Origin of the sequence: Vreelandella sp. F11 (assembly GCF_042466685.1) — a bacterium.
In the GTDB taxonomy this organism is placed as follows: Bacteria; Pseudomonadota; Gammaproteobacteria; order Pseudomonadales; family Halomonadaceae; genus Vreelandella.
Genome location: NZ_CP170448.1, coordinates 3528854 through 3551658, shown reverse-complemented (window position 1 = coordinate 3551658; position 22805 = coordinate 3528854). Strand labels below are relative to the sequence as shown.

At 55.4% G+C, this 22805-nt stretch carries 20 protein-coding genes; 10 read left to right on the top strand and 10 right to left on the bottom strand.

Features of this window, described 5'->3' with window-relative positions:
• The first annotated feature begins 173 nt into the window (after positions 1-173).
• Entirely contained in the window at positions 174-950 is a 777-nt protein-coding gene (locus ACFIOZ_RS16285; RefSeq protein WP_386079691.1) for a ZIP family metal transporter, read from the top strand.
• 2 nt (positions 951-952) lie between these two features.
• On the opposite strand, the gene ACFIOZ_RS16280 is transcribed toward ACFIOZ_RS16285, so the two are convergent.
• Positions 953-1432, bottom strand: coding sequence for a MerR family transcriptional regulator (locus ACFIOZ_RS16280; protein ID WP_386079689.1), 480 nt, complete (start codon positions 1430-1432; stop codon positions 953-955).
• A 68-nt stretch (positions 1433-1500) separates the two neighbouring features.
• Between ACFIOZ_RS16280 and ACFIOZ_RS16275 the strand changes: the two genes are divergently transcribed.
• Positions 1501-3672 carry a heavy metal translocating P-type ATPase gene (locus ACFIOZ_RS16275; protein ID WP_386079687.1) on the top strand — a complete coding sequence of 724 codons (2172 nt, stop codon included), beginning with the start codon at positions 1501-1503 and terminating at the stop codon, positions 3670-3672.
• Between the two features lie 29 nt (positions 3673-3701).
• Here ACFIOZ_RS16275 and ACFIOZ_RS16270 read toward each other — a convergent pair whose 3' ends face one another.
• Positions 3702-4715 (bottom strand): isocitrate dehydrogenase, encoded by a 1014-nt coding sequence (locus ACFIOZ_RS16270; RefSeq protein WP_386079686.1) that lies wholly within the window; start codon positions 4713-4715, stop codon positions 3702-3704.
• A gap of 533 nt (positions 4716-5248) precedes the next feature.
• On the opposite strand from ACFIOZ_RS16270, the gene ACFIOZ_RS16265 reads away from it, so the two are divergent.
• From ACFIOZ_RS16265 to cfa, 3 genes are all read left to right on the top strand, one after another.
• The gene (locus tag ACFIOZ_RS16265) at positions 5249-6739 is read left to right on the top strand and encodes a SulP family inorganic anion transporter (RefSeq protein ID WP_386079684.1); all 1491 of its coding nucleotides are present in this window, start codon (positions 5249-5251) and stop codon (positions 6737-6739) included.
• A gap of 20 nt (positions 6740-6759) precedes the next feature.
• Complete coding sequence (locus ACFIOZ_RS16260) at positions 6760-7617, top strand: universal stress protein (RefSeq protein ID WP_386079683.1); 858 nt, start codon at positions 6760-6762, stop codon at positions 7615-7617.
• 228 nt (positions 7618-7845) lie between these two features.
• Positions 7846-9000 carry a cyclopropane fatty acyl phospholipid synthase gene (gene cfa, locus ACFIOZ_RS16255; RefSeq protein WP_386084111.1) on the top strand — a complete coding sequence of 385 codons (1155 nt, stop codon included), beginning with the start codon at positions 7846-7848 and terminating at the stop codon, positions 8998-9000.
• 17 nt (positions 9001-9017) lie between these two features.
• Here the strand turns inward: cfa and ACFIOZ_RS16250 are convergent, their stop codons facing one another.
• From ACFIOZ_RS16250 to ACFIOZ_RS16235, 4 genes are all read right to left on the bottom strand, one after another.
• The gene (locus ACFIOZ_RS16250) at positions 9018-9974 is read right to left on the bottom strand and encodes an arsenic resistance protein (protein WP_386079681.1); all 957 of its coding nucleotides are present in this window, start codon (positions 9972-9974) and stop codon (positions 9018-9020) included.
• Between the two features lie 42 nt (positions 9975-10016).
• A complete protein-coding gene (locus ACFIOZ_RS16245; RefSeq protein WP_386079679.1) occupies positions 10017-10403 on the bottom strand; it encodes a fluoride efflux transporter FluC in 387 nt (128 codons plus the stop codon).
• On the bottom strand, positions 10400-10786 hold the full coding sequence (gene crcB / locus ACFIOZ_RS16240; RefSeq protein ID WP_386079678.1) for a fluoride efflux transporter CrcB: 387 nt from the start codon (positions 10784-10786) through the stop codon (positions 10400-10402). The genes ACFIOZ_RS16245 and crcB overlap by 4 nt, the downstream gene beginning before the upstream one ends.
• Before the next feature lie 280 nt (positions 10787-11066).
• Positions 11067-12758, bottom strand: coding sequence for a 2-isopropylmalate synthase (locus ACFIOZ_RS16235; RefSeq protein ID WP_386079676.1), 1692 nt, complete (start codon positions 12756-12758; stop codon positions 11067-11069).
• Between the two features lie 211 nt (positions 12759-12969).
• Here ACFIOZ_RS16235 and ACFIOZ_RS16230 point away from each other — a divergent pair, with 211 nt between their 5' ends.
• Together ACFIOZ_RS16230 and ACFIOZ_RS16225 are read left to right on the top strand one after the other, a co-directional pair.
• Positions 12970-13455, top strand: coding sequence for an Lrp/AsnC family transcriptional regulator (locus ACFIOZ_RS16230; protein WP_088698884.1), 486 nt, complete (start codon positions 12970-12972; stop codon positions 13453-13455).
• Between the two features lie 72 nt (positions 13456-13527).
• Positions 13528-13884 (top strand): RidA family protein, encoded by a 357-nt coding sequence (locus tag ACFIOZ_RS16225; protein WP_386079674.1) that lies wholly within the window; start codon positions 13528-13530, stop codon positions 13882-13884.
• A gap of 39 nt (positions 13885-13923) precedes the next feature.
• Here ACFIOZ_RS16225 and ACFIOZ_RS16220 read toward each other — a convergent pair whose 3' ends face one another.
• The 4 genes from ACFIOZ_RS16220 to ACFIOZ_RS16205 all read right to left on the bottom strand — a co-directional run bounded on the left by ACFIOZ_RS16220 (position 13924) and on the right by ACFIOZ_RS16205 (position 20236).
• A complete protein-coding gene (locus tag ACFIOZ_RS16220) occupies positions 13924-14787 on the bottom strand; it encodes a MurR/RpiR family transcriptional regulator (RefSeq protein WP_386079673.1) in 864 nt (287 codons plus the stop codon).
• Positions 14777-16558, bottom strand: coding sequence for a putative bifunctional diguanylate cyclase/phosphodiesterase (locus ACFIOZ_RS16215; protein ID WP_386079671.1), 1782 nt, complete (start codon positions 16556-16558; stop codon positions 14777-14779). Before ACFIOZ_RS16215 ends, ACFIOZ_RS16220 begins: the two co-directional genes overlap by 11 nt.
• Positions 16555-18792, bottom strand: a complete 2238-nt coding sequence (locus ACFIOZ_RS16210; RefSeq protein ID WP_386079669.1) for an ATP-binding protein — start codon at positions 18790-18792, stop codon at positions 16555-16557. The genes ACFIOZ_RS16215 and ACFIOZ_RS16210 overlap by 4 nt, the downstream gene beginning before the upstream one ends.
• 88 nt (positions 18793-18880) lie before the next feature.
• Positions 18881-20236: an aldehyde dehydrogenase family protein gene (locus tag ACFIOZ_RS16205; protein WP_386079667.1), complete on the bottom strand. Its 1356-nt coding sequence runs from the start codon at positions 20234-20236 to the stop codon at positions 18881-18883.
• A 220-nt stretch (positions 20237-20456) separates the two neighbouring features.
• Between ACFIOZ_RS16205 and ACFIOZ_RS16200 the strand changes: the two genes are divergently transcribed.
• The 3 genes from ACFIOZ_RS16200 (at position 20457) to ispD (ending at position 22804) form a co-directional block, all read left to right on the top strand.
• On the top strand, positions 20457-21605 hold the full coding sequence (locus ACFIOZ_RS16200; protein ID WP_386079665.1) for a GNAT family N-acetyltransferase: 1149 nt from the start codon (positions 20457-20459) through the stop codon (positions 21603-21605).
• A 156-nt stretch (positions 21606-21761) separates the two neighbouring features.
• Entirely contained in the window at positions 21762-22100 is a 339-nt protein-coding gene (gene ftsB / locus ACFIOZ_RS16195; protein WP_308335910.1) for a cell division protein FtsB, read from the top strand.
• Positions 22097-22804, top strand: a complete 708-nt coding sequence (gene ispD, locus ACFIOZ_RS16190) for a 2-C-methyl-D-erythritol 4-phosphate cytidylyltransferase (RefSeq protein WP_386079663.1) — start codon at positions 22097-22099, stop codon at positions 22802-22804. The genes ftsB and ispD overlap by 4 nt, the downstream gene beginning before the upstream one ends.
• The last annotated feature ends 1 nt before the right edge of the window (position 22805 follow it).

Below are 22805 nucleotides of genomic sequence, written 5' to 3'. Positions count from 1 at the left end.
GATGATCCCTTTAGTAATGTCTCCAGGGCGCACACTTACATCGTGCTGATGAAGACCATCAATATTTATTCATTAGGCATGAGTGCGTTAAAGTACGTGTTGATACCACGTTAGACAACAACGTGTCGTTCTCTTTGATGCCTTTCTGATAGCCAACTGGGTTTATGCTGTCCATGGAAAATACGTTGTTACTAGGTTTTTTGGGCAGCTTAATTGCTGGACTGTTGACGGCGGTGGGTGCGTTGCCGGTGCTGTTAGGCAAAACACCTAGCAGGGGTTTTCGTGACCTAGCGCTGGGCTTTGCGGCGGGTGTGATGCTGGCAGCGTCATTTTTCTCGCTGATTATCCCCGCGCTGGATGCTGCAGAAACCTACTATGCCGGTGGCCCTGTGCCTGCCGGGATTGTGTGTGCGGCTATCTTGCTGGGTATGGGTGCCATCGCACTGCTTAACGAGCACTTGCCGCACGAACACTTTGCCCAGGGGCGTGAGGGGCCCGAAGCCGCTTCGCTGCGCCGGGTATGGCTGTTTGTCTTTGCGATTACCATTCACAACCTGCCGGAAGGCATGGCGGTGGGTGTCGGCTTTGGTGCCAATGGCTTAGAGGGCGGCATGCCGCTGGCGATTGGCATTGGGCTGCAGAATATGCCGGAAGGGCTCGCCGTGGCGGTTGCGCTAATGGGCGAGGGCTACTCAAAGTGGCGCTCCTGGTCGATTGCCGCCCTGACTGGCCTCATCGAGCCTATTGGCGGGCTATTTGGCGCCAGTATTGTCAGCGTTTCCCAAATACTGCTGCCCTGGGGGCTGGCGTTTGCCGCCGGTGCCATGCTGTATGTGATCAGCCACGAAATCATTCCCGAAACTCACCGCTGCGGCCATCAGAAAAAGGCCACCTTTGGTTTGGCCATGGGCCTAGTGATTATGCTGTTTTTGGATGTGTGGCTGGGTTAGTCCTAGCCTATGATTTCCGCGCCACCGTGAGGGCCCGCCTGGTGACACAGGCGGTGGTCGCTAAGTACGTCAATGATATGGCACTGGCCAACACTGCCTCCCGCGCACTGATTGATCATGCGTTTTAGCTCATCGCGTACCGCGGTGAGTCGCGCCAGTCTCGCCTCCACCTCGGCAAGATGACGTTTTGCCAGCGTATCCACCTCCTGGCAAGGCATCGCGGGGTGGTCAGCCATTTCCAGCAATTCTCTTACCGCCTCCACCGAAAAACCAAAATCCCGCGCATGACGAATAAACGTCAAGCGACGGATAGCAGCTGTGGTGTAGCGCCGCTGGTTTCCCTCGTTGCGCGGTGCTGAAGGCAGCAGCCCAATCTGTTCGTAGTAGCGCACCGTTTCTGGCTTGCAGCCGGACTCGCGTGCCAGCTCGCCAATGCCGATATAGCGCTCAGTGGCAGTTGGCGCTGGTTTTTGCTCTTTCATTGCTTGAACCTCTAGTGACTATAGGTATTACGCTGCTCCTAAGATAGACTAACTTGGAGCAAAGAGCGATGAGTACGACCACACCGGCTAAAACCTCTGCAGTTTCCCCGTCGCCGACCACCCTGCGCGTGCAGGGCATGGACTGCGGCGGCTGCGAACGCAAGGTAGAAACGGCGCTAAAGCGCTTAAGCCACGTTGAACAAGTTTCAGCGAGTTCTGTCACCGGCTCGGTGCGATTAACCGCGCCGCCTGGTAAAACCCTGCCACATTCCGATATTGAGTCAACGATCACGGCGCTGGGCTACCAGGTAATCGATGAGTCGGTGAACACAACTGAATCGGAAAAGTCGTCATCATGGTGGCAGTCGCCTAAAGGGCGATTGGTAATTATCAGCGGTGTATTGCTGGCGCTTGCCTGGGGGCTTAAATTCGCCTGGCCCGCCCTGGGCAGTTGGCCATTCATCGCCGCAACGGTCGTTGGCCTTGTGCCGATTATTCAGCATGCCTGGCAAGCGCTTAAATTGGGCAACCCCTTCACCATTGAAATGCTGATGAGCATCGCAGCCCTTGGGGCGCTGGCGATAAACGCCGCCGCTGAAGCAGCAGTGGTGGTGTTTCTATTTGCCGTAGGGGAGATGCTGGAAGGTGTTGCCGCAGCCCAAGCACGCCGCAGTATTTCGGCGCTTTCCAAGCTGACTCCTTCTACTGCGCGATTGCTGGAGCAGGGGGAAGCTCGGGAAGTCGCAGCTGCATCTCTGGTGCCGGGCCAACGGGTACAGGTGCGCCCCGGCGACCGGCTGCCCTGCGATGGACAAATTATAGCCGGACACTCTTCGATCGATGAATCGCCGGTCAATGGCGAATCGGTGCCACGGGAGCGTAGCGAAGGCGAGTCAGTATTTGCTGGCACCGTCAATCTTCAGGGGGTACTGGAGGTTGAGGTAACCCGCAGCGCGGAAAATAACACCATCGCCCGGGTTATTAAGCTGGTGGAAGAGGCACAGGCGGCGAAAGCGCCGGTGGCCCGCTTTATTGATAGTTTTGCGTTTTACTATATGCCTGCGGTCGTTGGGGTGGCGCTGCTGGTTGCTACTGTACCGCCGCTGGTATCGACGATGCTCTGGTCTGAATCCATCTACCGCGCCCTGGCGCTGCTGCTCATTGCCTGCCCCTGCGCGCTGGTGATCTCGACGCCTGCGGCGATTGCAGCCGGGTTATCGGTGGGTGCTCGCAATGGCCTGTTAATGAAAGGTGGTGCGGTACTGGAGCAGCTAGGCAAGCTCAAACGGGTTGCGCTGGATAAAACCGGCACGCTTACGGCGGGCAAGCCCACAGTGACAAATGTAGAGAGCTTTGATGGCGTCGGTGACGGTGAAGTAGTACGCCTTGCTGCCGCCCTTGAGCAGGGTTCAAGCCATCCCCTTGCCGTGGCGATTAGTGACTATTTTCACAATAATAATGGCCAGCAGCCACAAGCTACATTGCCTAAAGTAGACGCTGGCCGTGCGTTAGCGGGGCACGGCGTTGCCGGGCAGGTAGAAGGGCGTGAATTAATGCTAGTGAGTCCGCGCTACTTACAAACGCTCACCCAGGGCAGCAGCAAGCTAGACGCCACTATTACTGCGCTGGAAACCCAGGGTAAAAGCCTTGCAGTTCTGTTAGAAAACCAGCGGCCTATCGGTCTAATCGCCTTGCGGGATGAGCCCCGTGAAGATGCTCGCAAGGGGCTTCAAGCACTAGAGCGCCTGGGCGTTCAGGCCGTGATGCTCAGCGGAGACAATGCCCGCACCGTGGCGGCTATTGGTAAGCAGCTGGGTATCGAAGCAGAGGGCGAACTAATGCCCGAAGACAAGGCCCTGCGCGTGAGCCAATGGCAGGCAGCAGGGCTGGGCCCCATAGGCAAAGTAGGCGATGGTATCAACGATGCACCGGCACTTGCGGCAGCAGAGGTGGGTATCGCCATGGGCAGCGGTACCGATGTGGCGCTTGAAACCGCCGATGCTGCGCTGCTTAAAAACCGTGTGGGTGGGATTGCCGAAATGATTGCGCTCTCCCGGGCGACCATGCGCAACGTAAAGACCAACGTGGCGCTGGCGCTGGGTTTTAAAGCACTGTTTTTGGTCTCCACGGCGCTGGGAATCACGGGGATGTGGGTCGCGGTCATGGCAGACACCGGGGCGACCGTACTGGTCACCCTCAATGCGTTATACCTGTTGCGTTACCGTTTTAACGACGTCTAAAGCGCAACAACCCGTTAGCCCTGAACGTACTAACTCTGGACGTACTCGACCAGCGCCTGGGCGAAGGAGTCGGTGGTGCCGGTGCCGCCCATATCGGGGGTGACCATATCGCGGCGGGTTTCCAGCACGGTGCGAATGCCCTGACGGATGGCGGTGCCTTTCTCCGTCATGCCCAGGTGGTCAAGCATCTGTGCAGCGGCCAGCAGCAGGGCACAGGGGTTGGCGATGTTTTTGCCTTCGATATCCGGCGCCGAGCCGTGCACCGCTTCAAAGATCGCCGCTTTTTCGCCAATGTTTGCCCCAGGCGCCAAGCCCAAGCCACCCACAAGCCCTGCACACAGGTCAGAGAGAATATCGCCAAACAGGTTGGTGGTAACGACTACATCAAACTGATGCGGGTTCATGACCAGCTGCATGCAGGCGTTATCGACGATCATCTCTTGAAATTCGATCTCGGGATACTCTTTGGCGATCTCCCGCGCCACGTCCAGGAACAAGCCCGAGCTGGTTTTGATGATATTGGCTTTATGTACCGCGGTGACTTTTTTGCGACCATTGTTTTTGGCCAGCTCAAAGGCGTAGCGGACAATGCGTTCGGAGCCTTTGCGGGTGACTTTGATCACCGAAATGCCGGTGTTGCCGTCGTCGATCATCTCCTGGCCGTCGGAAAGGTACGCACCTTCGGTGTTTTCCCGAACCGTAATCATATCGATGTCGTCGTAACGCGAGCGGGTGCCGGGGAAACTAATCGCCGGGCGCACGTTGGCGTAAAGATCAAAGTGACGACGTAGCTGTACGTTAATTGAGGAGAAGCCTTTGCCAATCGGCGTGGTCAGCGGGCCTTTCAGTGCAATGCCGTATTTTTCGATGGCGTCCAGTGATTCCTGGGGAATCAGCGTGCCATGTTTCTCAAGTGCCCCCAAACCCGCATCGATATGCTGGTAGGTTAAGCCGCAATCTAACGCGTCGAGTACTTTTAGCGTGGCATCCATAATTTCTGGGCCGATGCCGTCGCCCTTAATGACTGCAATAGATTGGCTCATGTACTGCTCCTTTTAAATCGGCAGGCTTGTTTAACAGGTATCTGTTGGATACAAAGCAGTGCCGCTTCAACGTGATAGATGGGACTAAGCAAGTCGTTATTTGCTGGCAATGGTACGCCATAATAGACCAGCTGGGCACCCTGCGAAGGGTTTAGCAGCGGATGCAGAAGGGCAAAATTACTGGTAGAATCCTTCGGCTTATAACAACGTGATGTTGATTCGCGTTCTTCGGACGGCAAGGCATAACCGTAATGACCCTTTCAAATTCAACGCATGCACTATCTACTTTAGGGCTGATGACTCCACCCTAGGTTTCCCCTCCCAAGCAAAATGTCTTGACGCGTTTATTGCGTTGTCATGGCGTTGCGGCAAGCTATTGCCACTCTTCCGCTAATGAGCGGGCCGACTGTTTGATTGCTACAGCACTGACTCACTGGTCTTTTATTACGCGCTATAGATGCGCCGCTGCGTTGCGTCAAAGGTTGCGATTTTCTCGTTCTTATACTCTCAATCTCTAACCATGGACTCCCTGAATGTCTCTTTTCAGTAAGCAAGAGTGGTTTTCCAATATCAAAGGCGACACGCTCTCGGGAATTGTTGTCGCACTGGCGCTAATTCCCGAAGCGATTGCTTTCTCGATTATTGCCGGTGTTGATCCTAAAGTTGGCCTCTACGCCTCTTTCTGTATCGCGGTGGTGATTGCGTTTACCGGCGGCCGCCCTGGAATGATTTCTGCCGCTACCGGTGCGATGGCGCTGCTGATGGTAACGCTAGTGAAAGAGCATGGCCTTGAGTATCTGCTGGCGGCAACGCTGCTCACCGGTGTACTGCAGATTATTGCGGGCTATCTAAAGCTTGCGGATTTGATGCGCTTCGTGTCGCGCTCAGTGGTGACCGGGTTTGTAAATGCGCTGGCGATTTTGATTTTTATGGCACAGCTACCGGAGTTGACAGACGTCACCTGGCACGTCTATGTGATGACGTTGGCGGGCCTGGGTATTATCTACCTGTTCCCCTATTTACCCGTCATCGGAAAATCAGTTCCCTCGCCGCTAGTGTGCATTGTGGTGTTAACCGTGGTGTATATGGTCAGCGGCATGGATATTCGCAGCGTGGGTGATATGGGCGAACTGCCCGATACCTTGCCTATGTTCCTATGGCCAGAAGTGCCCTTAAACCTTGAAACATTGATGATCATCTTCCCCACCGCGATCATGCTGACCGTGGTAGGCCTGCTTGAGTCCATGATGACCGCCACTATCGTTGATGACCTCACCGATACGCCGAGTAATAAAAACCGTGAATGTAAGGGCCAAGGTATCGCTAATATTGGTGCAGGTTTAATGGGCGGTATGGCGGGCTGCGCCATGATCGGTCAATCGGTAATCAACATTAAATCGGGTGGCCGTACGCGTCTTTCAACGCTGATAGCGGGTGTCGTACTACTGATGATGGTGGTCTTTTTAGCCGATTGGGTATCGCAAATCCCAATGGCGGCTTTGGTGGCGGTAATGATTATGGTGTCGATCGGCACCTTCAGCTGGGAGTCGATCCGTGATCTTAAAAAACATCCGATTAGCACCAATATTGTCATGTTGGCAACGGTTGCAGTTACCGTCAGTACACACAACCTAGCGATTGGCGTTTTTGTGGGCGTGCTGCTGGCAGCGCTGTTCTTTGCTAATAAAGTGGGCAATATCCTCTACGTTGGTTCAACAGAAGTGGAAGTTGGTAAGCATCGTGAGTATCAGGTGGTGGGGCAAGTATTCTTCGCTTCTTCTGAACGCTTTACAGCCGCTTTCGATCTAAAGGAAAGCATTGATCAAGTGACGATTGATCTTTCCCGTGCACACTTTTGGGATGTTACTGCCGTACAGGCCCTTGATCGGATCGTGATTAAATTCCGTCGTGAAGGTACCGAGGTAGCGTTGGTGGGCTTGAGCGAAGCTAGCGCAACGGTCGTGGATCGCTATGCGGTACACAACGACCCTGAAGCGGTTGAAAAACTAATGGGCGGCCACTAAACCAACGCATGGAGAGCAATATGACTGATCAAGTATTAGCCGCTATTGACGGCTCCCAGTTTTCTGAAGGCGTCTGCGATTACGCCGCCTGGGCCAGCTTGGCCATGGAGGCACCGTTAACCTTTGTGCATGTGGTCGACAACCACTCAGAAGTACCCGAAGAGCAGAACCTCTCCGGTAATCTGCGTTTCGGTGCCCGTGAGCGGCTGATGAAAGAGCTTTCTGAGCTGGATGAGCAGCGCGCTAAGGTGAATCGCGAGCATGGCAAGCTGATGCTGGAGGCTGCTAAAGAGCGAGCCATTGAGGGTGGGGTCAGCGGCCCTGTTACTCGTCAGCGTAATGGCACCCTCGTAGAGAGCCTGTTAGAGCTTGAAAAAGAGGTGCGTTTGCTGGTGGTGGGGAAACGCGGTGAAACCGCTCACCAGGCCAGTGGACATCTTGGTTCTAACCTTGAACGGGTGGTGCGTGAACTGCATCGACCGATTCTGATGGTGCCGAAAACCTTCAAGCAGCCTGAAAAGATCCTGATGGCCTTTGACGGCAGCAAAACCGCCCGTAAAGGGGTCGAGATGCTGGCACGCTCGCCACTTTTTGCCGGTACTGAGTGCTATGTGTTGATCGTGGGGGCTGAAACGGCTGAACGTCGTTCTGAGCTTGAGTGGGCGGTAAGCACACTGCGCGAAGCGGGTCATGAAGCAGAAGGTGCTATTCGTGCTGGCGAGGTAGACGAAGCCCTACAAGCCTATGAAAAAGAGCACGGCATTGATCTGCTGGTGATGGGGGCCTATGGGCACTCGCGTATTCGTCACCTGCTGGTCGGCAGCACAACCACGACCATGCTCCGTGGTAGCCGCATACCAGTGCTTATTTTGCGCTAAAATTCAAAAAGCTAAAACTCCAAAAAAGTAGTAGCGCATAACCGTTTAGCTCGCATTATGACTTTCCCGCAGCCGGCCCTCTTTCTGGAGAGAGCCGGCTTTTTAATCTCTGTAGTGCATAAAATTGATCTCCATCAAATGATGCTAATGTTGCAATGCGCTTCTATGCTAGTAGTCAGGTTGTGACCTATTCACCCACCGGAATAGCGTAAGGAGCCTGCTGTGAATATGCCGACGTTGGAAAAAAAGCCTGTTGGCTTCGACGAAGCCTCTACTTCCCACCGTTTTGTTGTCGAGCTGCTGGCGCAAGCCGATATTCAGCTTGACGGTCATCGCCCCTGGGATATCCAGTTAAATACCCCCGGCGTTATTGATAGCGCCCTTTCGCGAGGCAACCTTGGGCTTGGCGAAAGCTATATGAAGGGTGACTGGGACGCCGACCGGCTTGACGAGTTGTTTTACCGCTTAATGCGCGCCCGGCTCGGGCAGCGTATCAAGCCCACTCAATTGGTTTATCACTCACTGCGTTCGCGCCTGCTCAATCGTCAATCGGCCAAACGAGCCTGGGAGGTGGGTGAAAAGCATTACGATTTGGGTAATGACTTCTACGCGGCCATGCTCGATCAGCGCATGACCTACACCTGCGGTTACTGGAAAAATGCCCAAACCCTGGACGAGGCTCAGGAGGCCAAGCTCAACCTGGTCTGCCGTAAACTGCAGTTAAAGCCAGGCATGCGCGTGCTGGATATCGGCTGCGGCTGGGGTAGCTTTATGGCCTACGCGGCCGAGCATTATGGTGTGGAGTGTGTGGGTCTGACTATCTCCAAAGAGCAGGCGGAGTTCGGGCAGCGGCTGATCAAAAAAGGGCTACCGATAGAGTTTCGTTTGCAGGATTACCGCAATGAAAGCGAGCAGTTTGACCGCATTGTCAGTATTGGCATGTTTGAGCATGTGGGGCATAAAAACTACCGTGAGTATATGGGCGTGGCTAACCGCTGTCTAAAAGATGACGGCCTGTTTTTACTGCATACCATCGGCAAAAATTTAAGCCACACGGTGACTGATCCATGGATTGATAAGTATATTTTTCCCAATGGTGAACTGCCCACCCTGGGGCAAATCATGCATGCCACTGAGGCACTGTTCGTGGTGGAGGATGTGCATAATTTTGGAGCTGATTACGACCGTACCCTGATGGCATGGCACCATAACTTTGAGAAGCATTGGTCGACATTTGCAAGCCAGTATGGCGAGCATTTCTATCGCATGTGGCGCTATTACTTGCTGTGTTGTGCCGGTGCCTTTCGGGCCAGGGAAATCCATCTTTGGCAGTTGGTGATGAGTAAGCAGGGGGTGCTGGGAGGTTATTCCCGCGTTAGCTAATCGCTACCTAACATAAGCTAGGGTTCCGGTAGTAATTTACTCGGCACCCAGCGTAAGAGCGCCACCATACCCAATAGCTCTACCAGTGATTGAAACACCATCACCACGACTGTCGCCTGCCAAGCGCTGGGTAGCGCCAGAGCGATGGGCAACATCACAAAAGAGTTACGTGTGCCAAAGCTAAACGCTAGTGTTCTAGCGCTGGCGATGGGCAGTTTAAACAACTTGCCAAGCCCCTTACCCAACAGTGCTGCAAAGAGTAAAAAGCCGATAAAGATAAACACCACCTGAACCAATACTTGGCTAAGGCCAAACACCGTGTTGACCTGAGAGGCGGCAATTATAAATATGACTAAGGCGAGTAGCGGTACTGGCAGTAGTCCCAGGTAATGTACGCCCCTTTTAACCGCTTTGTGGCGCTTGGCGGCGTATTCGGTAAGCCAGGCGAGTGCTAATGGGGTAATAATAAGCCCTGCAAAAGCGTTCAGCAGCTCCCGAGAGAGGGCCACCCCCAACCACTCACTGCCCAAGAACAGCCACAAATAAACCGGCAGCGCGATCATCTGCACCAGCAGCAAAAGCGGGGTGGCGGCAACCGCCTGAGCGCTATCACCTTTGCCTAAATGGGTGAAGGTGATAAACCAATCGGTGCAGGGCACTAGCAGGACAAGCAGAACGCCTGCCAGCACGGCGGGGGAGAGTGGTAGCCAGACAACGGTAACGGCTAAAAAGGCCGGAATAGCCATAAAGTTTCCCACCATCAAAGCGGCCATAAAGCGCGTATCTTTAAAGCTACCGGCAATGCGCAGTAGGGGAATTTGGGTAAAGGTGGCGTAGAGCAGTAGGCCGAGCAGGGGCCAAAGCAGCCCTTCGAGTTGCTCAGCAGCGCCCGGCGACTCGGCGCCTAGTGCTAATCCCAAACCAATGAATAGCAGGTAGAGCCAAGACTGATGCTTTTCCATTTGATCGCGCATCTGGCTAACCCTTTGGTCGACGTATGCTATTAAAACGGATTGTTAACGATTAAGCGCCATACGCTCACCCACCACGGCGGCGCCCAGCCAGAGGGGTAAGCTGACCACAATATAAATCAGTGCAATCCCCGGTCGGCCTAACTGCACCAGATGCAGTGTCTCTAAGCTAAACAGCGAAAAGGTGGTAAAGCCGCCGCAAAAGCCAGCGACCAGCAATGGCTGTAACGGCGCCAACTGACCGTGAGGAAAGCGCGAGATAGTAGCGGCGAGCCAGCCAATCAAACAGGAGCCCAGCACGTTGACGATGAGTGTCCCCCAGGGAAAATAGCCCCCCAATGCAGCCTGGGAGAGCAGTGAAACGCCATAGCGCAGCACGCTGCCCAGTCCGCTGCCCAGCCCTACGGCTAAGTAGGTTTTCCAGGCACTCATAGCGAGCCCCCCGCTACCGTCCAACCCAGCGCAACCATTGCCAGGCCCAATAACAGTGTGGCACTCACGTTAAGAGTGGCACGCAGTGCCTGACCGCCCTGCCATAGCTCAAGCGTTTGTAAGCTAAATGAGGAAACGGTGGTATACCCGCCCAGCAGGCCTGCCACGGTGAAGAGCCATAAAGGCGAGGAAGGGCTGGCTAACCCTTGGCTGCCGAGCAGCCACCCGGCAAAAATGGCGCCGCTGGCGTTAACGGCCAGGGTGCCCCAGGGGAAGGTCTTGCCAAAATGGCTAGCCATTAGGTTGGAGATTGCAAACCGCCCCATACCGCCTAGCGCACCGCCAAGCGCGACTAACAGCACGCTTGTTAGGCCATACCCCATGTTCCCCCCCCATTGGCGCTCACTTAAATAGGCTGCTGAGTGTAGCACGCGCGTTTTATAGCGTCAGAACAGCATCAAAGAGCGCTTTAGGGAGGCGGTCAAAGAGGTCGTGTAGAAAGGAAGAAGGTAGTAACAGCAGTGGTGGTTCACCTGCGTTGCGTATAGTGCCGAAAGTAAAGCACAGGTGGCGGTGTTGATGCTGCGCTGATGGAGAGTGTCGCCATTTCACCCCATGCTTAGCGACGCGGCGTCGCTAAGCATGGGTACGTTATGCTGTTCGTTAGAGTTCCAGCGCAGAAGCTTGTGGTTGAGTCTCTTGATCGGTTTTCATAGCCGTGAGATTGATACCTGACAGCAGCGCCTTGAGCGATGCGCTCACGGTGTCACTATCCTCGGCCACCGCGCAGAGACGCTGGCCATCGATATTGAGCTGTACAAAGGCGATGGCATTGGCTTCACTGCTGGCGCCCAAGGAGTGTTCGCTGTAATCGATAATCCCCACACTGCTGCCGGAGTGACGTTGCCAGGCATCGGTAAAGGCGGACATGGCGCCGTTGCCCTTGCCAGAGAGACGCAACGTTTCATCACCCTGTTGCAGCGTGACCTCAATACCCTCCTGCTGCCCTTTGGAGAGCTGGTAATCCACTAAGGATAGCGGTGCTTCCTGGGTGAAATTGTCGAACATGACCTGGCGAATCATTTCGCTGGAGAGTTCGCTGGCACGTTTTTCGCTCTCCTGCTGTACGTAAGGCGCCAAGGCCAGCATCATCCAGCGCGGCAGATTAATACCGTAATCGCGCTCAAGCAGGAAGGCCATGCCGCCTTTGCCGGACTGGCTATTGACCCGAATCACCGCTTGATAATCGCGGCCGATATCGTGGGGGTCGATAGGCAGATAAGCCACTTGCCACGGCTCGTCGGGCTTTTGATGCTTGAGGGATTTACGAATCGCGTCCTGGTGGCTACCCGAGAAGGCGGTGTAGACCATTTCGCCCACCCAGGGGTGGCGCGGGTGCATGGCGATACCGGTGCACTCGTTGACTACCTGAATGATTTCATCCGGATTGGATAGATCCAATTCAGGATCGATGCCCTGGCTGTAGAGATTCATTGCCAAAGTGACGATATCCATATTGCCGGTGCGCTCGCCGTTGCCTAGCAGGGTGCCTTCCACCCGCTCAGCACCCGCCAGTAGGGCGAGTTCCGCAGAGGCCACCGCGCCACCGCGATCATTATGGGTATGCACCGAGATAATCACGCTGTCGCGGCGGCTAATGTGCTGGCAGAAGTACTCAATCTGGTCGGCGTGATGGTGCGGCCCGGCCACTTCCACCGTGGTGGGCAGGTTGAGAATGCATTTATTCTCGGGCGTTGGTTGCCATACATCCATTACCGCTTCGCAGATCTTCAGGGAAAAATCGATCTCGGTGCTGGAGAAACTCTCCGGGGTGTACTCGAAACACCACTCAATATCAGGGTATTGGTCGGCATAGGTTTTGACCCAGGTAGCCCCTTGTACCGCGATATCGACAATCCCGGCACGATCCATCTCAAACACCCGCTCGCGCTGAATGGTCGAGGTAGAGTTATACAGGTGCACAATGGCGCGCTTGGCGCCGACCAGTGAAGCAAAGGTCTTTTCGATAAGGTGTTCGCGGCACTGCACCAGTACCGCAATGGTGACATCCTCGGGAATTTGATCCTCTTCGATCAGCCAGCGCACGAAGTCGTAATCGGGCTGGCTGGCCGAAGGGAAGCCCACCATGACTTCTTTAATGCCCACTTTAATGATCTGCCGCCAGAAGCGTTGCTTCTGTTCAACGGTCATCGGCTCAAGCAGCGCCTGATTGCCGTCGCGTAGGTCTTCGCTCACCCAGATCGGGGCGTGATCCAGATCACGATCCGGCCATTGGCGATTGAAGGCAGGCACGCGGGGCGCAGGACGATATTTGCGATGATCGAAAGCAGACATAGTGAACTTCCTGAAGTAGAGGTCTTCCTGAAAATAACCGTTTTATGGTAGTGGCTGCTTGTGGCGGCCATAGTGATTGATTCGCTGCTTTTGGCAACTCGTATAGTGTAAAGGGTTTGCAGCGCTAGGTTCTTGCGAAGATAGGGAGTGTTGGTCAATAATTGGCAGGAAGTTTCTTTAATATTTTATTTTTTGGCAGGAGCTGCCTTTTATGTCGGTGTCGCCACTGGTGTTGGATCGTTTTGATCGCCATATCCTGGATATTGTCCAGCAGGAGGGACGTATCAGTAACCAGGAGTTAGCCGATCGCATAGGGCTTTCGCCTTCGCCCTGTTTGCGCCGGGTGCGGGCCCTTGAGGAGCACGGCCTAATAGTGCGCTACCGTGCAGAGGTCGATTCCCGCCAGTTGGGCTATCAGTTAATGGCGCTGCTGCATATCTCCATGGATCAGCATACGCCGGAGCGCTTCGATAATTTTGAACGCCATATTCGTGAGATACCCAACGTTATCGAGTGCCTGATCATTACCGGACAGGCGGCGGATTTTCAGCTCAAAATATTGGTACGCGATATGGATGACTACCAACACCTGCTGCTCCATGTGATTAATCGCATCGAGGGGGTAACGGGCGCGCATACCAGCTTTGTACTGCGGCGGGTGTTTGAACACCGCCCGGTGCCGACTGATCGGCTTTGATGCAGAAGGCATGGTCAAGGGTAGGTCAGGCGGTTTAGACTGCTTTTTTTCAACCTGTTAGGAGTTTTCCCTATGGCCATTCAGCGTCACGATACAAAAGCCCGCATGAGCCGTGCAGTGATTCATCAGGGGGTGGCCTATCTTTGCGGCCAGGTGGCTGGCCCCGAGGCCCGCGAGGGCGATATCACCGCCCAAACGGAAAGCATGCTGGCACGGGTGGATGCGTTACTGAAAGAGATTGGTTCAAGCCGTGAGCAGTTGTTAAGCGCAACGATTTACCTTAAAGAGGGCGGGGACTTTGCCGCCATGAACGAGGTGTGGGATGCCTGGGTACCCGCAGGCTACGCACCGGCGCGCACCTGTGTCTGTGCGCCCATGCCCGCCGATGAACTCAAAGTGGAAATTACGGTGACTGCCGCAGTGAGCTAACCCATCACGATTTACCACTCACCCCTCACGATTTTCCATTCACTTCCCAGGCTTTTCCACCGGAAAGCGGGTATCGCGCAGGCTATCTTTGATTTTTTTGAGGTGGGGTAAGAAGTCTTCACCGCGCCTCAAGGTCACCCCGGTAGCCAGCGCATCAATCAGCGTTAACTGAATGACCCGCGAGGTCATCGGCATGTAATGGTCGGTGTCTTCGGGAGTGGCGACTTCAAGAGTGGCGGTACACTCGCTAGCCAGCGGTGAGTGGGGCGCGGTAATACCTAGCACCACGGCTCCGGCATCTCGCGCTAAACGGGCGATATCCACCAGTTCCCGCGTACGCCCGGTGTAGGAGATGATCACCACCACATCCCCCGTGTGGCAAGCGGCGGCGACCATGCGCTGCATCAGCACATCAATATAGGCCATCACCGGCAGGTTGAAGCGGAAGAACTTATGCTGGGCATCCTGAGCCACCGCGCCGGAGGCGCCCAAGCCAAAAATATGGATCTGCTTAGCCTGGGTGAGATAGTCGACCATGCGCTCGACGGCGCTCATATCAATTTCGCGCTGGGCTTCATCGAGGGCGGCGATGGTGGCGCCAAAAATCTTGTGGGTGTACTGGGTGGCAGTGTCACCGGGCTCCACCGCGCGGGTCACATAGGGCGTGCCGCCGGCTAAGCTTTGGGCCAGTTTGATTTTAAAATCGGGATAGCCCTTGGCGCCAAAGTTACGGCAAAAACGGTTAACCGTGGGTTCGCTGACGCTAGCCGCCTGGGCCAGACTGGCAATGCTTAGACTGGTGGCGACCGTTGGGTCTTCAAGAATTACATTGGCGACTTTACGCTCCGAGCGATTGAGTTCTTCTAAACGTTCGCGTAAGCGGTCAAGTAAGTCATGAGCCATTAACGGTCTCCGTATGGGGGGATGAAAGTAGTGGGGTAGACAAAAGCGGTTTCCATTCGCTGCACCAAGCCACAAATTTTGCCGCAGGCAATGGGCGGGCATAGAAGTAACCCTGCGCGGCTTCACAGCCGATTGAGCTTAAATAGGCCGCTTGGCCTGAAGTCTCAATACCTTCTGCCACTACATCGCAGCCCACGCTATGGGCGAGCTGGGTAATAGTATGCGCCAGTTGGCGATCCACGGCGCTGGTTTCCAAGTCCATCACAAAGGCACGATCTATTTTGAGTGTCGAGAAGGGCAGCGTTTTAATATACGCCAGCGACGACTGGCCGGTGCCAAAGTCGTCAATGGCCACGGCGATATTCATTTCAGCCAATTGAGCAAGCTGCTGGCGGGCATGATTCATATCGCTCATCAGTCCCGACTCGGTGACTTCCAGGGCCAGGAAGCGCTCGGGAATTTGCCGCTGTTCAAGGCGAGCAACCAGCTGTTGGGCAAAGTCCTTGCGGGAGAGCTGGCGAGCGGCCACATTCACCGCGATATGAAAATCGTCATTGAGCACCCCTTGTGCCCGCCAGGTGCTGATATAGCGCATGGCTTCATCCAGCACCCAATCGCCTATGCAGAGAATATCACCACTTGCCTCTGCCAGCGGAATAAATTCACCTGGAGAGATGAGCCCGAACTCCGGGTGCTGCCAGCGTAGCAACGCTTCCGCGCCTAAAATCTTATGGTCAGCCAAGGAGAGTTTAGGCTGAAAGGCGAGCGACATCTCACCACGCTCCGTGGCGCCACGAATCGCCTGCTGAATATGCAGTCGATGCCGTTGCTTGGTCTCAAGCGCTGGTGTGTAGTACTGAACCTTGAGCGATTCCAGAGGTGGAAGCGCTAAGGCCGCCATATGTACCAAGCGTTCTGCCTCAAAGTAGCCTGCTTCGGCGCTAATGCCGATACGGGCACTGAGGGGAAGCAGTAACTCCTCCAGCGCCTGATCCTGGTCGAAACATTCGAGCAGTTGCTCGGCCAGGTGCTGCAGTTGGGTGGGGTTTGCCGTAGGGGTAATGACCAGCAGCTCGCTCCCTCCCCATAACCCGAGCAGGCACTCAGCATCGAGCTGTTGGCGCAGCTGTTGGCTAATCAAACACAACAGTTGATCGGCAACCCGGTAGCCGTGCAGTCGCACCACATCATCGAGCTTATCAATAGCGATAAACAGTAGCCCCGTCCCGGAAGCCTTGAGGGCAGCGGCTTGCAGTGCTTGGCTTAATCCCCGCCGGTTAGGCAACTGAAGAGTGGGATCAGTGCGAGCTTGGCGATCTAACTCCTGGGTACGCTTGGCAACCATTAGTTCAAGGGTATCGGCCTCTTTGTCACGCACTTGATAACGGTGCTCGATGTTCAAGGTGTTGCGTATGCGCTGTAAGACTTCATCCTGTCTGAACGGCTTGGTAATAAAATCGCGTACTCCCATCATCAGGGCGCGCTGGCGGGTTGCGTTATCAATTTGTGCCGTGAGCACGATAATGGGCGGCATCTGTTCGGCAAAGTGCGCCCTGAGCTGCTCAATGACTGCGTAGCCGTCTAGGTGCGGCATACGGATATCCAGCAGCAGTAGGTCTGGCAACTGCTGCTGGCAGTGGGTGAGCACCTCGCGGGGGTCGTTGATCCCGTGGATGTTTTCAAACCCATACTCGTCGAGAAGATCAAACATGAGCTCGATGTTAACCGTGCTGTCATCCACTATTAACAGGTGTTTTGCAGTAAGGCTCATGTTGCTTTCCCCGACGCAGTCTGAATGAACTGAGCAATGGTGGCTTCCAGTTTATCAAGTTCCAGCGGTTTGGTGAGGTAGGCGTTAAAGCCTGCTTCTAGACCGCGCTTGATGTCGCTCGGCAGAGCATTAGCCGATAGGGCCACCACTGGTAAGGTTTGCAGCTGTGGATTGCGGCGCATCGCTTCTAATGCCTGATAGCCGTTCATGCCCGGCAGGTGGACATCCATTAGTACCAGAGCCGGTGAGCAGTGGCGCATTATTTCCAGGCCAATTTCGGCGCTGGGCGCAATTTTTAGCGTTATTTCGCCCAGCTCTTCAATGATGTCTTCCATTAGCCGCTGATTGGCGGGGTTATCTTCAATATAGAGCAGCGTCAAGGCGTTGCTGGGCTGAGCGTAAACCGGACTGGGCGTAGGAGCGTCGTGGGTAGTGGTGTCTGCGCTAGCCGTAGGTAAGGTAAACCAGAAGGTGGCGCCCTGACCGGATTGACTCTCTACCCCCATCTCGCCGTTCATGCGCTCTACCAGTTCGCGGGTAATCGCCAAGCCAATACCGGAACCTTCAATACTGCCACCTTCTGCATCAAGGCGATTGAAAGGCTCAAAGAGCTCGTGCTGGCGTTCAGGGTCAATGCCAGGGCCGGTGTCGGTCACGCTGATGCGCACATGGTCAACCAGGTGGGCCACGGCTATATCAATTGAGCCGTTAGCACTGTTGTACTTAATCGCATTGGAGAGCAGGTTCAAAAGTATTTGTTTGGTGCGTGTGTAGTCGGCTTTGACCTGCCAACGATCATTGGGCGATGTATAGCGAAAACGTATGCCTGCTGCTTCGGCGCTAGGCTCTAGTGTGGAGTATGCGTCATTAAGCACGTTGGCAAGAATAATCGGCTCGATAGAGAGCGTCATATGGCCCGCTTCTATTTTGGCCAAATCCAGCACTTCGTTAATCAGGCTAAGCAGATGCTGGCCGCTACGCTCAATTTGGGAGACCTGGCGATGCTGTTTGTCGCCCAGCGGTTCGCGGCGGCTATTGGCCAGTATTTGGGCAAACCCGATAATTGCATTGAGCGGCGTGCGCAGTTCGTGGCTCATCGACGACAGGAATTCGCTTTTCGCCCGGCTAGCGGTTTCTGCCTGGTCACGGGCGGCGGCCAGATCGCCCATGACCTGCTCGCGCTCGGCCATTTGGCTGTAAAGGTTGATCAATAGCGAGCAGGTGTCAGTAAACGGCTGTAGCCAATCCAGCAATGCCTGGTTTAGCGGCTGTTTACTGTTGGCAATAGCGTACATACCGACTAACTGGTCGCCGCTGAAAATCGGCACGCCGAGGTAGTTATGAAGGGGCGGATGCCCCGGAGGGAAACCGCCGCGTTGGGCGTGGTTATCGACATCGTCGGTCATGATCACTTCGCCAAACGCGAACACACGGCCCACCAGCGAGTGTGGGTTAGTGATGGTCATGTCGCCGCTACGCAGTCGCTCCATCAGGTGGCGTGACTCCTCACTCCAGGAAAGATCAGTGATGGCATGAATTTTAAGGGCATTAGTGGTGTTGGTGGGCAGCACTTCGCCAATCAGGGCGTAGTCGCTATCGGTCAGTTCGCGCAGTGCCTCCATTAGAAACACCCACAGCCGTTTGCCTGACATCAGCGCTTGGTAATCCGTAATGCCTTGGTGGAGTACTTTGAGCAGTTTCTGCTCTTTATGCATCCGTTGAGCAGTGTGGGCTAGCTCCATCTGCAGCTTGTGCTGGCGGAGTAGCTCTTCAACCTGACCCGCTAAACTGCCGAGTAGCGTTAAGTCCCGCTCGCTGAACTGGCGCGGCTGGCGATCAATAATACACAGCGTACCAATGGCCATGCCTCCCAGCGGCCGCAGTGGGTAACCTGCGTAAAAACGGATGTGCGGCGCGTCGGTGACCAGCGGGTTGTCTGCAAAGCGCGCATCCTTATGGGTGTCTTCAATGACCAGCGGCGCATCATGGACGATGGCATGGGCACAGAATGAAACGGTTCGGTTGGTTTCGCACACCTCAAGCCCGCGGTGTGATTTGAACCACTGGCGCTCTTTATCAATCAACGACACTAAAGCAATGGGCACGCCGAACAGGTCGCGTGCCAATTGCGTCAAACGCTCAAAAGCCGAGTCGTGAGGCGTATCGAGTACCTCTAGAGCATGCAAAGCCGCCAGGCGCTCTGTTTCGTTATGAGGAGTGTCTGGGGCGTGCATGGCCGTTCCAAAGCTGAGAGTTAATAAAACATTCTATGAGGTCGTTAGACTAATAGGTAATTACATATCGGACATTAACCGACAAGCTTTAGCCAAGACCTAATAGTTTTATTAACCAGCGTCGGTAAGGAGGATACAGCATGCTGCTAGCCGAGCGTTTAGCTTGATAGAAGATGCCACGCAAATGGCTAAAACGTTCAAAGCCGTGACGACCATGGTAGGCCCCCATGCCACTCTCGCCGAGGCCGCCAAAAGGTAAAGAGGGCACAGCGTGATGGAGCAGGGTGGCATTAAACACCAGCGCGCCAGAGCGTGTCGTTTGCAGCAACTGCTGCTGTAAGCCCTTATCATGTGTGAAGGCGTACAGCGCTAGTGGATGGGGCCGTGCGTTTACATAATGCATGGCTGCTGACATGTCGCTAACGCCAATGACCGGTAGACAGCGGCCAAAAATCTCTTCACGCATTACCTGAAGCCCCTGGTGGGGGTCGATAATCAGCGCAGGGGCATGAGGGCCGTGATCGATGATTCTGCAGCCGTGGTCGCTGGCTTCTTGCAGCATGGCGTCAATCCGCTGCTGGTGAGCCACGCTAATTGCCCGGGTAGCCGCATGATCATCGGGGCGCTGGCGTTGAATAGCCTCGCCCAACGCTTTAACCAAGGCACTAATGTGTCGGCTCTCAACCAGTACGTAGTCAGGGGCGATACAGGTTTGCCCGGCGTTCATGCCCTTACCAAAAATAATATCCGCTGCCGCCTTATCTATATTCGCATCGCCTGCCACGATCGCGGGTGACTTGCCTCCCAGCTCCAGCGTTGTTGGGGTCAAATTCGCCGCGGCTGCTTGGGCCACTTGCCGACCTACCGCGCTAGAGCCGGTGAACACCAGGTGATCGAACGGTAAGCCGCTAAAACGACGCGCCACCTCTACATCTCCTTCGACGACCTTGAACTCTTCAGGGGTGAAGTATTGGGGCACCAGCCGTTGCAGTAGGGCACTGGTAGCGGGCGAGTGCTCACTGGGTTTAAGCATCACCACATTGCCTGCTGCAACGGCATCCACTACCGGCATTAGCGCTAAGCTCCAGGGGTAATTCCAGGGTGATATCACCCCGACAACACCCAGCGGCTGTGGCGCAATGCGTGCCCGGGCCGGCATTAGCCGCCACGGCATACTGACCGACCAAGGGCGCATCCAATGCCATAGATGTAGCCTGGTGTGGCGGATAGCGTGGAGCACCGCGCTGATTTCAGCCATGCGTATTTCCACATCGCTGCGCTGGCCAAAATCCGTCTGAATCGCACGGATAATCTCAAGCTTGTGGTGCTTGGTCATACGCGCTAGACGGGCCAGCCGGTCACGACGCACCGTTAGCGTCGGGTAGGGCATTTGATTGACCGCTTGGCGCTGCGTTTGAAAGTCACCCGTTAGATCGCGCGTCATGGCCTCTCCTTATATGCCGTTCCCGGCCTGGCGTTAACGTTAAGTACGGCAGTTCAATCGCCGAATCTGCTTTCGTTGGCTTCGTTGGCAGAGCCCTTGATTTAGCTCTTTGATTTAGCCCGTTGATCTCGCCCGTGGGTATAGATGATGAGTGTAAACGGTTTATATAAACAGTTAGTGTAAAGTGGTCTTTTAGCCTCTATACGCCCGGGAAGGTGCTATGCCGTTACCCCCACTATCGATCACTATTCTACCCACCATTGAGGCCGTTACGGCAAGCCAGTGGGATGCACTGGTAGATGACGATCAGCCATTTTTACGTCACGCCTTTTTGCACGCCCTGGAGGCCAGTGGGTCTGTTAGCGAGGCTACGGGCTGGGAGCCGTGCCATCTGAGTGTATGGCAAGACGAGCAACTGGTCGCGGCGCTGCCCATGTATTGCAAGCATCACTCCTACGGCGAGTATGTATTTGATTGGGGCTGGGCGGAAGCGCTGGAGCGCGCAGGGGGGCGCTACTACCCCAAAGCGCTCAGCGCGGTACCGTTCACGCCGGTGCCAGGAGCGCGCACCCTCATCGCCAAACACGCCGACGCCAGGGCCATCCGTGCACTGCTGGCCAACGCGTGGCGGGAGCAGTGCGAAAGTCTTAATCTCTCAAGCTGGCACCTACTGTTTGCCGACGAGGCAGATGTCACCGCCTGGCAGGCACAGTGCCCGGAGTTGATCAGCCGCGAAGGTGTTCAGTTTCAGTGGCGTGATCGCGGATTCGGTGACTTTGAGGGCTTTCTAGCCAGCCTGACCTCGAAGCGGCGCAAAATGATCAAGCGCGAGCGGCGTTTGGTCGCCGAGCAAGGCTTACAGGTGGCACGTTTGGAAGGCGAGGCGATCACCTCAGCGGATATGGCGCACTTCTATCGCTGCTATGCGATCACTTATCATGAACGTGGCCGCCCCCCTTATTTAAACCATGATTTTTTTGAGCGCCTGCGCCAAACCATGCCGGAGGCGCTGGTGCTGGTACAGGCTCATGTTGAAGAGCGTCCGGTAGCGGCAGCGCTCTACTTTCGAGGCAGTAGTACGCTGTATGGACGCTACTGGGGAAGCGAAGTGGTCGCTGATTGCCTGCATTTTGAGGCCTGCTACTACCAGGGGATTGACTACTGTTTACAGCGTGGCTTAACGCTATTTGATCCAGGTACCCAGGGCGAACACAAGTTGGTACGCGGCTTTGCACCCCAGCGCGTTCGCTCGCTGCACTATATTAGCCACCCTGGGCTGGCTGCCGGTGTTGCCCAGTTTTGCCATCAAGAGGGCGAACATGTCAGCGCCTACCGCGAGGCGGCCCATCAAGCGCTGCCATTTAAATGAGGCGCGGCTCGCTGGTGTTGCGCCTTGATGGCATAATGCGCGCCAATCAGCGCGTCTGTTTGATACAACGGCTGTTTAAAACGTGATTTTTACCTGCAGCTTAATCGAGCATTAGTCAACGTTAGGCTGTACTAGATAGGTTATCGGAGAGCAGTAATGCGTAAATGGCTAGTGTTGACATTGCTCGCTGTCTTCGCGCTGCTGCAATACGAGCTGTGGTTAGGCAACGGCGGCTGGCGCGATTTACAGCACGTGGAGCAGCGAGTGGCGGTGCAAGAGGCGGCCAATGTGCCCATGCGTGAACGCAATGCGCGGCTGGCGGCAGAGGTGACGGATTTAAAAACCGGCTTAGATGCCATTGAGGAGCGTGCTCGTAGCGATATGGGTATGGTGCGCACCGACGAGCAGTTCTTCTGGGTGCCGGGGGTGGCGATCCAAAATGAACTCATTGGTATTAATGCGGGTTTGGTTGCTCCCCAGGAGCCGCCGCAGTGAGTCAAATCTGGTTAATTGTTCCTGCAGCGGGTCAAGGCCGACGTATGGGGGCCGATAAACCCAAACAGTATTTGACCTTGGCCGACGAACGGCCGGTGCTGGCGCATACCTTGGCGCGTCTTCATCATGCTTTTCCTAGCGCTCGCCTGGTGCTCTGTTTGGATGCCGATGACCGCTGGTTTTTACCTCACTGGGTGCCTTTTACTGACTGGCAGCGGGTGGTGGGCGGCAGCGAGCGAATGGACAGCGTATTAAATGCTCTGCACGCGATGGCGGCCGACGATGACGATGTGGTGTTAGTGCATGATGTGGCCCGCCCCTGTATTACCGTGAGCGATCTTCTGGCGCTTTATCAAGCTGCGGCGACCCACACCGCAGGCGCTCTCCTGGCGATGCCGGTAGCCGATACCATGAAACGCGCCGATGAGCAGTGCCAAAGCGCGCGCACTGAACCCCGGGAGGGGTTGTGGCACGCACTAACCCCCCAAGGCTTTCGCTATGCGTTGCTGCGGCGAGCCCTGGAGACCGCCCGCCAGCAGAAAACGCTGGTGACTGATGAAGCCTCGGCGGTTGAAGCCTTGGGCGAGTGCCCACAGTTGGTAACTGGGCGGCGCGACAACCTGAAAATTACCCACCCAGATGACTTGGCGCTGGCAGCCGCGATTATGGCGGCACAAGCCGCTAACACGCCAGGCAGGCTTTAAT